Annotated in this window: 12 protein-coding genes; 5 read left to right on the top strand and 7 right to left on the bottom strand. The window is 40.4% G+C overall.

The window, feature by feature from the left end:
* The first annotated feature begins 1 nt into the window (after window position 1).
* Both ABDV71_RS11265 and ABDV71_RS11260 read left to right on the top strand, forming a co-directional pair.
* Window positions 2-643, top strand: coding sequence for a carbohydrate-binding family 9-like protein (locus ABDV71_RS11265; RefSeq protein ID WP_343532569.1), 642 nt, complete (start codon window positions 2-4; stop codon window positions 641-643).
* 35 nt (window positions 644-678) lie between these two features.
* Window positions 679-1,440 carry a glucosamine-6-phosphate deaminase gene (locus tag ABDV71_RS11260; RefSeq protein WP_343532567.1) on the top strand — a complete coding sequence of 254 codons (762 nt, stop codon included), beginning with the start codon at window positions 679-681 and terminating at the stop codon, window positions 1,438-1,440.
* 361 nt (window positions 1,441-1,801) lie between these two features.
* On the opposite strand, the gene ABDV71_RS11255 is transcribed toward ABDV71_RS11260, so the two are convergent.
* From ABDV71_RS11255 to ABDV71_RS11225, 7 genes are all read right to left on the bottom strand, one after another.
* Complete coding sequence (locus ABDV71_RS11255) at window positions 1,802-2,485, bottom strand: hypothetical protein (protein ID WP_343532565.1); 684 nt, start codon at window positions 2,483-2,485, stop codon at window positions 1,802-1,804.
* Window positions 2,486-2,490: 5 nt separating this feature from the next.
* Window positions 2,491-2,967 carry a DUF4625 domain-containing protein gene (locus ABDV71_RS11250; protein WP_343532563.1) on the bottom strand — a complete coding sequence of 159 codons (477 nt, stop codon included), beginning with the start codon at window positions 2,965-2,967 and terminating at the stop codon, window positions 2,491-2,493.
* Between the two features lie 374 nt (window positions 2,968-3,341).
* Complete coding sequence (locus ABDV71_RS11245; RefSeq protein ID WP_343532561.1) at window positions 3,342-4,055, bottom strand: DUF4625 domain-containing protein; 714 nt, start codon at window positions 4,053-4,055, stop codon at window positions 3,342-3,344.
* Between the two features lie 43 nt (window positions 4,056-4,098).
* Window positions 4,099-5,007 carry a DUF4625 domain-containing protein gene (locus ABDV71_RS11240; RefSeq protein ID WP_343532559.1) on the bottom strand — a complete coding sequence of 303 codons (909 nt, stop codon included), beginning with the start codon at window positions 5,005-5,007 and terminating at the stop codon, window positions 4,099-4,101.
* Between the two features lie 20 nt (window positions 5,008-5,027).
* Complete coding sequence (locus ABDV71_RS11235; protein ID WP_343532557.1) at window positions 5,028-7,421, bottom strand: TonB-dependent receptor; 2,394 nt, start codon at window positions 7,419-7,421, stop codon at window positions 5,028-5,030.
* Between the two features lie 190 nt (window positions 7,422-7,611).
* The gene (locus ABDV71_RS11230) at window positions 7,612-7,962 is read right to left on the bottom strand and encodes a hypothetical protein (protein WP_343532555.1); all 351 of its coding nucleotides are present in this window, start codon (window positions 7,960-7,962) and stop codon (window positions 7,612-7,614) included.
* A 140-nt stretch (window positions 7,963-8,102) separates the two neighbouring features.
* Complete coding sequence (locus ABDV71_RS11225) at window positions 8,103-8,405, bottom strand: hypothetical protein (protein ID WP_343532553.1); 303 nt, start codon at window positions 8,403-8,405, stop codon at window positions 8,103-8,105.
* Window positions 8,406-9,009: 604 nt separating this feature from the next.
* Here ABDV71_RS11225 and ABDV71_RS11220 point away from each other — a divergent pair.
* The 3 genes from ABDV71_RS11220 (at window position 9,010) to ABDV71_RS11210 (ending at window position 13,516) form a co-directional block, all read left to right on the top strand.
* Window positions 9,010-10,782 (top strand): hypothetical protein, encoded by a 1,773-nt coding sequence (locus ABDV71_RS11220; RefSeq protein WP_343532551.1) that lies wholly within the window; start codon window positions 9,010-9,012, stop codon window positions 10,780-10,782.
* Window positions 10,783-11,007: 225 nt separating this feature from the next.
* Window positions 11,008-12,201 carry a PAS domain-containing sensor histidine kinase gene (locus ABDV71_RS11215; RefSeq protein WP_343532549.1) on the top strand — a complete coding sequence of 398 codons (1,194 nt, stop codon included), beginning with the start codon at window positions 11,008-11,010 and terminating at the stop codon, window positions 12,199-12,201.
* Window positions 12,202-12,487: 286 nt separating this feature from the next.
* Entirely contained in the window at window positions 12,488-13,516 is a 1,029-nt protein-coding gene (locus ABDV71_RS11210; protein WP_343532547.1) for a response regulator, read from the top strand.
* Window positions 13,517-14,572: the final 1,056 nt, after the last annotated feature.

Genomic DNA, 14,572 nt, shown 5'->3' with positions numbered 1-14,572 from the left:
AGTGAGAAGATTAGAGATCCCTTTTTTAGAAACAAAAGACACCCAAAAAGTAGACAAACTTAACCAGTTGATGGACCGTTTGCCTGCCGTGCCTATAGATTGTAATCCTTGGCCAGTCTATCAGGCCAATGTACAGGCCAAATTTGCCATGGCACACAACGGACAAGCCATTTTATTGAAATACATAGTTGCCGAAAAATACCTTGCTGCCAACGAAGTTAACAATGGAAATATCCATAACGACAGTTGCGTGGAGCTCTTTATTGCTTTTGATGAGCAAGGCTATTACAACCTAGAGTTCAATTGTTTGGGTTTTACCAAAATAGGTTATGGCAGTGGTCGCAACGATAGAAAGTTGTTCCCCATAGAAGTCATTAAGCAGCTTAGTTTTTCTTCAAAGATCAATGCCAATAGCACGTTAAATAGCGATGGTGGTTTCGATTGGGAAATCATGTTGGTAATCCCTAGGGAAATATTTTTGGAGCACCAACTGAGGTCATTTAGCCACCTCAAAGCAAAAGGTAATTTTTATAAATGTGGTGATGGTTTGCCACAACCGCACTTCCTAACATGGAATATGATTGAGGCCGAACAGCCAGATTTCCATAGGAAAGACTTTTTTGGAGAACTTGCCTTCAGTTAACTGACCGTTGCATTTATAATTCAATACAAACAACCATGAACATCGATAAAGAAAATAAGCTAGACATAAGGATATACAATACCCGTAGAGAAATGGGAGCCGCCGCCGCAGAAAAATTTGCCAAGGAATTGAACAAACTGTTGAGCACAAAAGATGAAGTTAACGTGGTATTTGCCGCCGCACCTTCACAAAACGAATTTTTAGAAGCCCTACGATATGAAAATTTAGATTGGCAACGTATTAATGCTTTTCATATGGACGAATATATTGGTCTAGCTGCTGATGCACCGCAAGGTTTTGGGAACTTCTTGAAAGAGCGTTTGTTTGATAAATTCAACTTTAAGTCGGTAAATTACCTTAATGGCAATGCCGAAGATATTGCAGCTGAATGTGCACGATATACTGCATTATTGCAACAGCACCCAGTAGACATTGTTTGCATGGGTATTGGCGAAAATGGTCATTTGGCTTTTAACGACCCGCCAGTAGCTGATTTTGAAGATAAACACACGGTTAAAGTGGTAATATTAGATGAAGTTTGCAGGCAACAACAGGTAAACGACGGTTGCTTTGCCAATTTAAACCAAGTGCCCAAACAAGCACTTACATTAACTATCCCTGCCTTGCTGAGTGCTCGTTACATTAATTGCGTTGTACCGGGGCCAACAAAGGCTAATGCTGTAGCAAATACTTTAAACAGGCCAATAAGTACAGAAAACCCCGCTACGATATTAAGAAACCATCCGCAAGCAGTGCTATTTCTAGATTTAGACAGTAGTAAATTGATACATTCATAGCATTGGCAAAATATTAGCTTGAGTAATTAAACCTCGTAGGTTTCTAAAACCTACGAACCTGAATTCGACCAGTAATTAATCTATAAAACTGATGCTGAACTAAATTTGCTTCGCAGCTACTCCGTGGTCAGCATGAAGGAGCATTGATTTAGCGTCACCCTGAATTTATTTCAGGGTCAGCTATGCAATAAAAATATTTAAACAACTATCAGTCAGTTACATCTTGCCCAATATATCTATAAATGCTAAACCTCGCAGGTTTCTAAAACCTGCGAGGTTTTTTAAATAGTAATAATGTAGAACAAAGCCCCAGCATCCACTGGAGCATTTGTCACTAACCTAAACAAAACTATCTTTCAATTTACTGTTGATCATACTTGCCGTAGTAATAGAGGCCACTTACCCTAAAAACAGTTAGTTTCTTATTGGAAAGAAAGCCAAGTTCTACATTGCTGCCATTAATGTATTTAAATCCACTACCACCAATGAGGGTATAAGTATTCGTGTTTTTATCGATACTGGCAAGGTCAGTACCTGAACCATAGGCAGTAGCTCCAAAACTGTAGCTTAATCCAGTTCTGTTAACCGTTTCACCCATTTTGTATTCATCACCTTTAAAGGTTTTTCTCGACAATTCATTCGTTGTTTTAATTGGCAAAAGTTCACCTGTGGCTTCATACTCCATAGTAAGTGCTTTGTAATAGGCAGAAGTAACTTTCTTATTCTTATCTAGCGTAAACTTAGCGATACGGGCATTGCCGCCAGTTACTTCAAAAATCAGTTCCGTATCGGTAAGGGTATAGGTACCTGATAAATTGTTAGCAGATGAATTGATAAATAAAGCTTGGTTGTCTTTTAACAATTGGATAAAAAATACGCTGCTGTACTTGCTTCCTGTTTTTTGGGCGAGGGTCCCCGCAATATAATGTTCGGTGATTACAAAGGGTTTTTCCGGTTCATTCTCTTCATGAGAGTGGTCTTTCTTACATCCACTGCTCATAAAGGTTACGGAGAGGATGATGAATAAGGTCTTAATTGGTTTCATATGTCTTATTGTATTTTAATGCTTAAACCTTTAATGGTTTGCCATCCCGATTGGTCGGTTAACCTGATCAAGAAATGGTAATCGCCCGGGTCAATGTTAGCGGGCACGTCTATTTCCTGTACAATTTGATAGGTTTTCTGTCCGCTAGGGATTGGGAAATCTTTGATGTACAGTAGGGGATTGACGGGTGTTTTTTTGGCATCCATATTACAGGCCAATACCTCGGTGCTGTGGCTGTGATGATCAAAATTATGATGTATATCTACACTCACTGAACCTAATGCCAAATTATCTGACAGGTCAGCCCTGAAAGTGAATTTTTCACCTCTTTTAATGACACTACACTGCTTTGGGAAAGCATTAGCCGCATCAATGGAGATTGTTGGATAAATGGTATCTACTTCCTCTTTGTCTTTTTTACAACCACTTATAACTGTTAATAATACCAGTACAGAAAGGCCGCTTAGTTTCAATTTGTTCATTATTGATTAGTATTTAGATATTAGTAGTTAGTAGTTAGTATTTAGTATTTAGTATTTAGTATTTTGATGTTAGTAGTTAGTGTTAGGCCTACTTGTCATCCTGCCTGTGCCTATTCTCTGGGAAGCAGCATCCCATCCCTGTCATCCAGAGCGAAGCGAAGGATCTTTAAACAGTTTGGTTAACTGTCGATTTGTTTAATCGGTTAATTGCTTATTTGCACAGTCTTTCCTAAGTACTTTTCTCTCCCTAAAAGGGAGAGATGCCCAAAGGGCAGAGAGGGTTCATTAAAAACCTCTCCCTAGCCCTCTCCTTGAAAAAGAGAGGGAATTGGTAAGTTGCTTAACCAATTGTTAACTGCCAACTGATAACTGTTTTATTTCTTATCAAAATGGTCCTCCACCTCAATAGATTTGCCAGCTTGATCAATAACCTTTACATGAATGTGGTAATGGCCATTTGGAGCTCCGGTAATGTGCACGTGTTTGTGGAATTTATAGGTAGTTTGTCCAACCATGGCTACATCGGTGAATTCAAACTCTTTGTGGTAAGTGCCTCCATGTACTTCAACCACTACTTTGGCAATTTTGCCAGGAGCATTTACGGTAGCATCTAAATGAATTTCATCATTGCCTTCGTATTCCACTTCTAAGTTAGCTACTGAAGGTAGAGTAGGGTCAACTACAACTTTTAAATCTGATTCTATTTTAGTGATTTTACCTACTTGGTCTGTAACGGTAAGGGTTACTTTGTAATTCCCAACGGCTGCTGTAGCCGGCACATCAATATGTTTATGGAATGCTGCATTTTTTAAACCTTTTAAACCATCGGTATAGGTGGTGCTTAGTTTCCATCCGTTACCGTTTACAGGATTAATTTCCAGTTTTACCTCAGCAATATTTCCTGGGGCCTCAATAGTAGCTTCCACATGCAGGTCATTGCCAGGATAAGCGGTTTTGTTATTGTTACTTCCAATCTCTAGGTCTGTAATTTTAGGAGCCTGTGTAATCACCTCATCGTTGTCTTTCTTACAGGCATTTAACACAGTTACAAAAAGTAGGGCTACTAATAGAAATTTGTTTGTTTTCATTGTGATTAAGATTTAATATTAAATTGTTAATGAGTATGATTTGTTATTCGTAGTTAATAGTGATGGGAATTGACTTATGCGTGCTGACATTGTAGGTAGTGTTGTGGTATAGGATTACCAAGTTGTACTGCCCCGAAGCCCATGCTTTTTCGCCTGAAATAACATTACCAATGCCATCTTTTTCTACTCCGATAAGGATAGCGTCGCCACCCCATACACCATTCACATTTTTTAGCGTGGTGATGCTGGAAGCAGGACCAAGACCTTTGTGTTCTACCTTAGAAATGATAATTCCTTTTTTAAGGTCCAATTGGCTTATTGTTTCGGGGAAATAGTTTAATTTTCTGTTAATGAGCACGGTATAAAGGGTGCCATCACCTTGAATTTGTTTGATCTGTGTACGTGCGGTAAACTCATCATTCTTTTTAAATACCAAAGGATTTTCTACATAAGTATTCATGTAATAGATCATGGTGCCATTTCTCGAGAAAATATCCCGGTCAACAATGGGATCTACAGGCATGTTTGCCGCATCTATAATCACAAAATCTTCCTTCAGCTCCAGCTTAGTGCCGTTTTCATCATTTACAATGAAAAGAAAATCGTAGGTGCCTTCTGGTGCTTCGGTAGGGATGGTAAAGTGCTTGTGTACGTTCGTGTTTTTAACGCCTTTAAATTCGTCCCAAGTCAATTCAAATTTCCAGTTGGCAGTATAGGTTTGACCTGTTTTCTGTAAAATCTTTACCATTACAGAAGTGATTTTATCACCGGCCAATATATCGGCATTGAGGTGAAAATCTCGACCTCTTATCGCACGCTTATTATTTGCGTAACCAATTTCAACGTTTTGAACGGTAGGTTTTACCAATTCAGGCTCAGGTTTGTCTTTTTTACATGCGGTAAAGGTGCCTGTTAAAACCAGAAAGGCTACCAGCATATGTTTTGTTTTCATTTTAATGGTTTATTAGTGATTTATTTAATTTTAAATGGCATTTTAATGGATAGGATGATGTTGCGACTGGCTTCGGGCAGTTCAATTAAACGATAGAAGCTGGTATGGTTAAGGTATTTGGCGTTGAGCAGGTTTTGCACTTGTAAGTTCAGTTCAAACATCTGTTTGCTGACATTTAGGGTGGTGCCCATCTGTACATTTACCACCTGATAGCCCGGTGTTTTTTTCTCAGGAGGCACAATATTGTTCTGCGAGGCGGTAAGGCGATAATCAACCGATAGATAGCTGTGATGAAGTTGGTCTGATAACCTTGGCAACCATGTAAGATTAAGCAATGCCGAAGGCGCTGGAGAGAAAGGCAAAGTAAATCCTTTCTTGCCGCCAGATAGCTGCTCGCTATATAGGTATTCTCCCAAAATCTCAGAACTTAGGCTTGGTAGCAACTGATAATTGACCTTCAATTCAGCACCGTAGCGCATCACACGGCTTTGGGTGTATTCGAATACCTGATTGCCTGCGCCGTAATAATAATCGTGGTAAGGGGTTGGATTAAGATAGATGTAGTTAGGGAAATAGTTGTAGAAAGGACTGAAACTTATTGCCCATTGCTTTTCGGTATAGCTAATGCCCAAATCGGCTTGGTAGGCTACCTCTGCATTTAAGTTGGCATTCCCTTTCTCATAGCTGAAATAATGATAGTTCACGCCATTGGCCGCTAGCTCTTTGGCAATAGGCATTCTGAAACTCTTGCCTATGTTTACCTTTAAACCTAGTTTACCTGGGTTATAATTCATACCTGCCGACCATACAAAACTGTTGAAATCTCTGCTGAAGCTAGCGGCACGAGTTAAGCGCTCAATGGTAGTGGTATTGCCCTCTTTTTGTTCAGAAGTGAACCAATCGTCATATCTTTCAAATTGAACATGTCCATAATCGTAACGTAAGGCACCATGTAAAATGAGCTGATGGTTCACTACATATTTATCGTACACAAAAAGTCCTGTATTTAACTGTTGGAAACCTGGTATTAAAAAGCTCCAACCGCTAATACTGTTGTCTTGATGATCAGTGTTTAAACCTATTTGCAAGTGGTGGTGGTGCAAGGAGAAGCTATGCTTTAAATTGCCCGAATAAATAAACTTGTCGTATTCCCTTTCTAAATGTTTTGGAATGCTCATATCAACAGGGTAAATAGGCGGCATATAGCCATGGTTCACATAGTGGTTAAATTCCTGTCTAAAGTTTCGCTGAAAACCTAGTTCTACCTCGGTTTTACTGTTTGTATGGATGAACTCTGTGCGGCTAATGAGTTTAAAATGGTTGACCCTTTGGTAGGGCGATAGCAGATCACGGTTAGATCGGTCATGTAAGGCCTGATCAACCCTGCGAGGTTCTAAACCATGAGCATTGGCAAAAAATCCACTTTTGGCATAGCTGTTACTGGCATGTAAGGAAGTTTTAAAGCGCTCGCCTATGTATCCGCTACTCAAATGCAGTCCTGTTTCCCTGCCTGCGGTATTGCGTAATCTGTGTTGATGTAGGCCTACGGCAAAGTCATATACGTATACGGTATCGGTAGGTACACGGTAATCCGCATAGTTTTGGTAGGTCAATCTGCTATCGAAAAACCACTTTTTGTTGCTGCCAAAAAGATTAATGGAAGTACCGTAATGGTTGTTGTTAGATTTACCGATCAGGTTAACGCTGCCCCCCAAGCCTTGTTCCATTGCAATGTTGATAGGCTTAAGGTTAATGGCTCCTCCAATAGCATCGGCCCCGTATAAGAAGGATGATGGCCCTTTAATGACCTCAATTTCCCCGGCAGCAAATTGGTCAATCTCCAAACCGTGATCGGCACCCCATTGTTGGCCCTCATGTTTAATGCCCTTATCTACTACTACCACTCTGTTAAAGCCTAAACCTCTAATAAGGGGTTTCGATTGTCCTGAGCCAATTCCTATGTTGCTAATGCCAGGTAAGCGGTCGAGTGTTTGCATCAGGCTGCCACCCAAATGCTGCTGTACAAAACGCTGATCTATTACGTCAATGCTTCTAGCTTCGCTACTTTTTCTGATGTTTTGGCTATTGCTATTAATTTCTACGGTTTTAAGCTCCGTTACTTCTGGTTTCAGCTTCACATGGATATGTTTATTGCTGGCGGTAATTTGTATGTGCTTTTCGTAATCGGCATAGCCCGGAGCATGCACGGTTAGCACATCATTTCCCAAAGGAATGTTTTTTAACACTGCAGTTCCATAGGCGTCTGTATGTGCAGACGAGTTGTGTAGGGTTACTTTAGCATCTTTAACAGCAGTTTGTTGAGCGTTACTTACATACACCGACACTTCGGTGCTCTGCGCTAAAACATAGCTGGCAAACAAGCAGCTAGCAAATAATGCATACCATTTTTTCATTAGAAACAATTGGTCTTAGCATTTGATGTGCAGCAAGCTTAACACCAACCATAGGTTAACACTTAGCGGCATACCACACCAAAAAACAAGAATAGATTAGAGAAAGTGCCCAAGGGCCTTTTCGGTAAAAAATAGGGGATGATCAAACAATACGATACCCTGTGTAAGGCTGCATTGTCAATTAAAAGAATTAAGCTAAAAGGCTAGGAGGGCCTTTGTTGGAAAAGTTCTGAAGAGTGAACTTATAAATCCTGGTATATACAAAGCTATTGAGCTCGGCACATACCTGTGTAGGAATATCAAGTGCAGGAGCATAGCTCATGAGTATTTGCTTGCCTTTAATGTTGGCATTATATTCACAAATGAGACATTTCTCACTGGCATCGGTAAATGATTTTTCTGTATTGTTTTTGCTGAAGAAGGTTTTGGCATGATGGGAGTGCAGGGTTTGCACTAAAGGAATGGCCAAAAACAATATCGTTAGTAGGAATGCCGCAAATTGATTTGCTGCCCTTTTACGATATGTTGCTCTTCTTTGCATTATTGACACAAAGTTGCAATTAAATATTGGCTAAATGAAATAGAATTTGAAAATTTTAAACCAAACACCACTAAATAAAAATAGCTGTAATGAGGTAAGTAACATCTTTACAGCTATTTATACGCAATAAATTAATACAACTATTTTGTTGCTTCCTTTTCTGTTTTTTGGGTAGTACGTGGTTTGCTTACTTTGGCTGGCGCAGCAGCAGCCGTAGTTTCCGCCTGTTTTTCGGGAGCTACTTTTTCTACAGGTTTGATATTTTTATTGATTTCCTTAGCAAATGCTGACGCTGTTTTCTCTATCAGTTTCTTTAGCTTCTTTGAAGGCTCTGCAAATTTACTGGCTACGGTAGTGAGTTCAGCAATCAGCGTAGCTTTAATAATTTTCTCTGCTTTTTTGCGCTCAGCTTTAATTTGTGCTTTCTGTTTATCTTTCTTCATGGAATGGGCTTTTCCGCAAAACTAGGGCATTAGCACGTTAAGTGTATATTATCATTTTGTTAATGTTAACAGTTGGGCTTAACATAGAATTGATACTAGTAGTTAGGTACCAGGAATTAGGGGCTAGGAATTAGGAGCAACGAACAAGGATTAAGAAATAAAGATTAAGGAGCAAAGACCTAGACGTAGATCTACATATGGTACTGATAGTGATATTGGCCATGCTTGTCATTCCGAGGGAAGCAAAGCGATGAGAACCGCGAAGCAGCTACAAAGTAAATCTCTGGGTAATAGTAATGAAGACGTAGGAACAAACAATTAACAAACTAACCAGTTAACCAGTGCTTAAAGATCCTTCGACAGGCTCAGGATGACAAGGACTGCGCTCCTCGATGAATCGGGACAGGCAGGATGACAACATAGCAAAGGAATGAACTAACTACTAGCTACTGACCACTAACCACTAATCCCTAACCACTATTTCCTAACCCCTTAGCACCTAATTCCAAAATATGACTTAAATCACTTTTTAATGTGACCTGTACACTGCAAAAAGGGGGGTGCGCTCAATAATTTTGACGGAAAAGTACAACACTCATTTTATATGCCCCATCAATTTCATATCCCGGTTTTAGGTTTAGGTTTTTCCATTGATACTCCTTTAAAAGTTGCCCGTTACGGTATTTCGTCGGTAGTTTCCATTGTTGATGATGAACTGACCGAACGCATGCGTAAATACCATTCGCAGTTGAACCAGCTTCCATACCATCCTATTGATAAAAAGGTAGAAGATAGCCGTACCAAGCGTATCAAGGCTTATTTGAATTTGCTCAATCAATTGGTTGATCAACAGTTTGAAACAATTAAACAACAGGAGTTTATGCCTGGGAACGAGATATGCCGTTATTTTGAATTACTGCCCGATGATTCGGTAGATAAGCACGGTTATGAGCTGATGATGGAATATCCAGAAGGGCAAAGGAAAAAGATATTCCAAGACCGTTTAAGGGAACGGATGGAAAAGGGCAATATTGATGTGAACATTATGGCCAAGGTAGATAAACTTAACTTTGATCAGGATGGCACATATTTAGGTGATGAAAACACAGATGCTCTGGCCGCACTTAGAGCTTTTGCGGAAAGTGAGTTAAGTGCTTCGGTAGTACTTTCGGCTGGAATGAACCCACGTTTGTATAGTTACATCGAGAAATTTGAAGGTTTTAATCCCAATAAGGAAGGCAAATTTACCAAACGTATCATTTTAAAAGTGAGCGATTACCGTTCGGCATTGATACAGGCCAAGTTCTTGGCCAAAAAAGGACTATGGGTGTCGGAATTTAGGATAGAATCGGGCTTAAACTGTGGTGGACATGCTTTTGCTACAGAGGGCTTCCTGCTTGGACCTATCTTGGAGGATTTTAAACAAAACCGAGCACCCATGCGCTTAGAGCTGGAAGCGCTTTATCTTAAGGCCCTGCAGCAAAAAGAGATGGCTATTGATCAAATGCCTCAGCAGCGCATTACCGTTCAGGGTGGTATAGGTACGGCACAGGAAAATGAATTTTTGTTAAAATATTACCATTTGGATGCTACGGGCTGGGGCAGTCCGTTTTTACTGGTGCCTGAAGTCACCAATGTTGACGAGCAAACTTTACAACAATTGGCACAAGCAAAGCAGGAGGATTACTATTTAAGCAATTCTTCGCCGTTGGGAGTGTTGTTCAATAATTTTAGGTACAGCAGCGCCGAGCAGCAGCGTTTAGATCGTATTGCCGCTGGAAAGCCTGGAAGCCCATGCACCAAAAAATACCTGTGTACCAATACAGAATTCACTAAAGAGCCTATTTGCACGGCTTCTAGTAAATACCAAAAACTTAAGCTTAATGAACTGAAGGCGCAGCATTTGGAAGAAAGTGCCCATCAGAAAGCTTACGAACGTATTACGGAAAAGGTATGCCTGTGCGAAGGTTTATGTACCTCAACCTATATCAAAACCCACATGCTAAAGCCAAAGGAAAGCAAGGCCGTAGCCATTTGTCCAGGTCCTAATTTGGCATTTTTCAATAAGGTTTATTCTTTAGACGAAATGGTGAAGCATATTTATGGCGGTGTGAACTTATTGGAAAAAGTACAACGTCCGCATGTGTTTGTGAATGAACTGAACTTATATATTGATTATTTGCAGACTGAGATACAACGTTATTGGGACGATATCAACGACAAGAAAAGGAAACATTTGGATAATTTTAAGGAACAGTTACATAAGGGAATCCATTACTATAAAGGCTTATTTGCAGAATTGGCCAATGTGAATGTGTTAAAGGAGCTAAGTTTATCGGAGAAAAGGTTAGAGAAAGTGGTGATTAATGGTCAATAACTAGTGGTGAGTGGTTAATGACGAGATAGGAAAGGAATTTGCAATTGACCAGTTAACCGATTAAACAGCTAACCTGTAAAAAACACTCCGTCCGTTGGGTACCCTCTAAAGGAGGGGAATTCTACCAACTGCTCATCTAACTACTAATATCTAACTACTAATCCCTAACCACTATCTCTTAATCCCTAAAAATTTTAACTTTGAACTTCAATTCGAACTGAGTACATGGAAAGAGCCAAATTGTTAAATGCGATTATTGAGAATGCTATTGATGGAATCATTACCATTGACGAGTTTGGCATTATTGAGCACATTAACCCTTCGGCACTTACCCTGTTTGGCTATGATCGTAGCGAACTCATTGGTAAAAACGTTTCGGTACTCATGCCGCAGCCTGATAAGGCTAGGCACGATCAATATATTGCCAATTATCGTCATACCGGCGAAAGGCATATTATTGGGATTGGTAGGGAAGTACAAGGTCAACGTAAAGATGGTTCTATGTTCCCTTTCCGATTGGGAGTGAGCGAAGTGAAGTTCTCGGATCGGCGCATCTTTACGGGCTTTATCCATGATCTAAGCAGACAAAAGGAGGATGAGCTTAAGATCAAGAGCTATACTGAAGAGTTGGAACAAAAGATCAAGGAACGTACGCAAGATCTTATTCGCTCCATTAACGAACTGGAAACAGCTAAAGAACATGTAAGTGCACTTTTTGAAAAGGAAAAGGAACTTAACCAGTTAAAAACTAGGTTTGTATCTATGGCTTCTCATGAGTTTAGAACACCATTGAGCTCTATTCAATTATCGGCGTCGCTGATTGATAAATACAGCTCTAAGCACGATGAGGCGAATGTTGAAAAGCACACATCGAAGATTAAAAATGCCATTAATAACCTGACGACCATTCTCAACGATTTTCTATCTCTAGAGAAATTGGAAGCAGGAAAAGTAGAGCCTAGAGCCAATTGGTTCGACATTATTTTTTTTGCTGAAGAAATTGTGGAGGAAATGCAGTTGATCAGTAAACAAAATCAGCTGATTGTGTATGAACATACGGGCACTAGTGCGCAGGTATTTTTAGACCATAATTTGTTAAAGAACTGTATCATTAACCTTATTTCCAATGCTATTAAGTATTCGGGCGAAAATACCATGATCCAGTTTAACACCATTTTGAAACAGAACGAGCTGATTGTAGAGGTGAAGGATAATGGTATTGGTATTCCGGAGGTGGATAAGGTGAATTTGTTTGAGCCTTTTTTCAGGGCGCATAATACGGGCGATATTCCAGGAACTGGCCTTGGGCTCAATATTGTAAAACGGTATGTTGGGTTAATGAATGGTACGGTGGCGTGCCAAACGGAGCAAAATAAAGGGACTACGTTTACTTTGAAGTTTAATTTTGAAAAAGAGTAATACTCAGATGCAAATATTCAAATGAAAATGGATACGTGCTTTTAAGCCAAATTACAATCCCTTAATAAGCTACTAACCGACCTTGGCTTTTGCGGTATTGATGCAATTGCATTAGTACTGGCTTTAAAAGCAAAAGACGCAGTCGGCGACTTTTCCTCCATTTTGGTCGCTCAAAATGGAGTGCCAATGCCCGGTATAAGGGCAGGCAAGGTAGTGTGAAGGCAAATAATAGAAACTATGATCTGGCGATAAGAAAATTATCGCCTATCAACATAAATAAAACATCATGAAAAAGGTACTGGTTATAGAGGACAACGACGATATTAGAGAAGGCACGGTTGAGGTATTGACCTTGGCAGGCTATGAGGCAATATCGGCCAAGAACGGTAAACTGGGAGTTGAAATGGCCCTGAGCTCCTCACCGGATATTATTCTTTGCGATATCATGATGCCCGAACTGGATGGTTATGGAGTGTTGTACCTGCTCAGCAAAAATCCCAAACTGGCCAGTATTCCTTTTATTTTCATGACGGCAAAGGCCGAAAGGGCGGATATGCGCAAAGGCATGGAAATGGGGGCCGACGATTATTTGACTAAGCCTTTTGACGACCTGGAACTGTTTAATGCCATTGAGAGCAGACTGAAAAAGAAGAGCCAAACCGTGGGCTTTAAAGCTGCACCTAAGGATCTGCATACTATTTTCTCGGAACTGAAACAAAAGGGAAAGGGCAGAAGCTTTGCCAATAAACAAGTGATCTATGTAGAAAATGATGAACCTGGCTACCTATATTTCATTAAAAGTGGACAGGTGAAAACTTATAAGCGCTTCAAGGATGGCAGGGAGCTTTCTTCCAATATTTATAAGGATGGCGATTTTTTTGGTTACGAGAGCTTGTGCTGTGGGGTTAGCTATGCCGATAATGCGGCTACCTTAACTGATACGGAGCTGCTACTTATTCCCAAAGCCGATTTTATGGATGCCTTATTTAACCACCAGGAAATGGCTACGGCTTTTATCGAGTTATTGTCGGGCAATATTAGATTTAAAGAGGAGCAGATGCTTAAATTGGCTTATTTCTCGGTACGTAAGCGTGTAGCTGAGGCTTTGGTGCAATTGTCCAGGAAATTTGCCCTGGCCCATGAAGATAGCTGTACGTTAAAGATTTCTAGGGATGACCTAGCGGCTTTTGTAGGTACCGCCAGTGAAACGGTAAGTCGTATGCTGGCCGATTTCAAGGAGGAAAAGCTGATCGAGAAGCATGGTAATGCCATTTATGTGGTGTCTATTGAACGCTTGAGCAATATTAAGCAGTAGATTGTAGTGGCTAGTGATTAGTGGTTAGGCCTACTTGTCATTCTGAGTGCAACGAAGAATCTCTTTTACACACTTGTTATCCGATTAATCGTTTCACTGGTTCATTAGCTTCCCAAATTCCCCTCTTTTAGAGGGTTGCCCAACGGGCGGGGTGTTTCTTGATGGTTAACTGTTTAATCGTTTAACTGGTTAATTGTTAAATTGGTTAACTGATAACTGTTAACTGAAAACTGTTCATTGGTTCCTTAGCTCATCCCGTTCCCATCGCGTCATTTCGACCGTAGTGGAGAAATCTAATCATATGAAGATTAGCCAATCGTGAGATTTCTCCTATCGTCGAAATGACGGTAGCGTGTTTATAGGCGTTAGTTCATTGGTATTTGGATGGGATGTTCCCAAAATTCCCCTCTTTTAGAGGGGTGCCCAAGGGGTGGGGTGTTTTCTTACTGGTTAATTGATTATTCCTTTCCTACATGTCATCCCGATTGTTGTGGTTGTCATCCTGCCTGTCCCGATTCATCGAGGAGCGCAGTCCTTGTCATCCTGAGCCTGTCGAAGGATTTCTATAAAGTATAAGCGAAACCCTGGCAAATTATGGGTGACATCAAACTGTCCACCACTGTTTCTGTTTTCCTCCATGCCGGAAGGGCATCTTCATTTTGTCTTGATACAAAACGAAGCAAAAAATCAAGGCTGTATTGCCTTCCTCGCACTGGTCTGGCGAAATGGTTAGGGCGAAATTAGAAGGTCGTCCCGCTGCCATATCCCCAAGCTCCGACTGCCTAATTTCTTGTTTTGTGCTGTTTCTGCGTTACTACACCCATTTCACCGCCCATTGCTTCGGAATCCAATAAGGCCAAGGGGGGAGTAGCAGGGGTTGGTTGGTACACTGGTTCAATTGACAATTGTAAACTGTTAACTGTTCATTGGTTCCTTAGCTCATCCTGTTTCCTATCGCGTCATTTCGACCATAGTGGAGAAATCTAATCATATGAAGACTAGCCAATCGTGAGATTTCTCCTGTCGTCGAAATGACATTTGATTATTTATCGCATA

This window comes from Pedobacter sp. (assembly GCF_039594775.1).
Lineage (GTDB): Bacteria > Bacteroidota > Bacteroidia > Sphingobacteriales > Sphingobacteriaceae > Pedobacter.
Note: the sequence above shows the minus strand (reverse complement) of the source record. Positions and strands in the feature narration are given on the sequence as shown.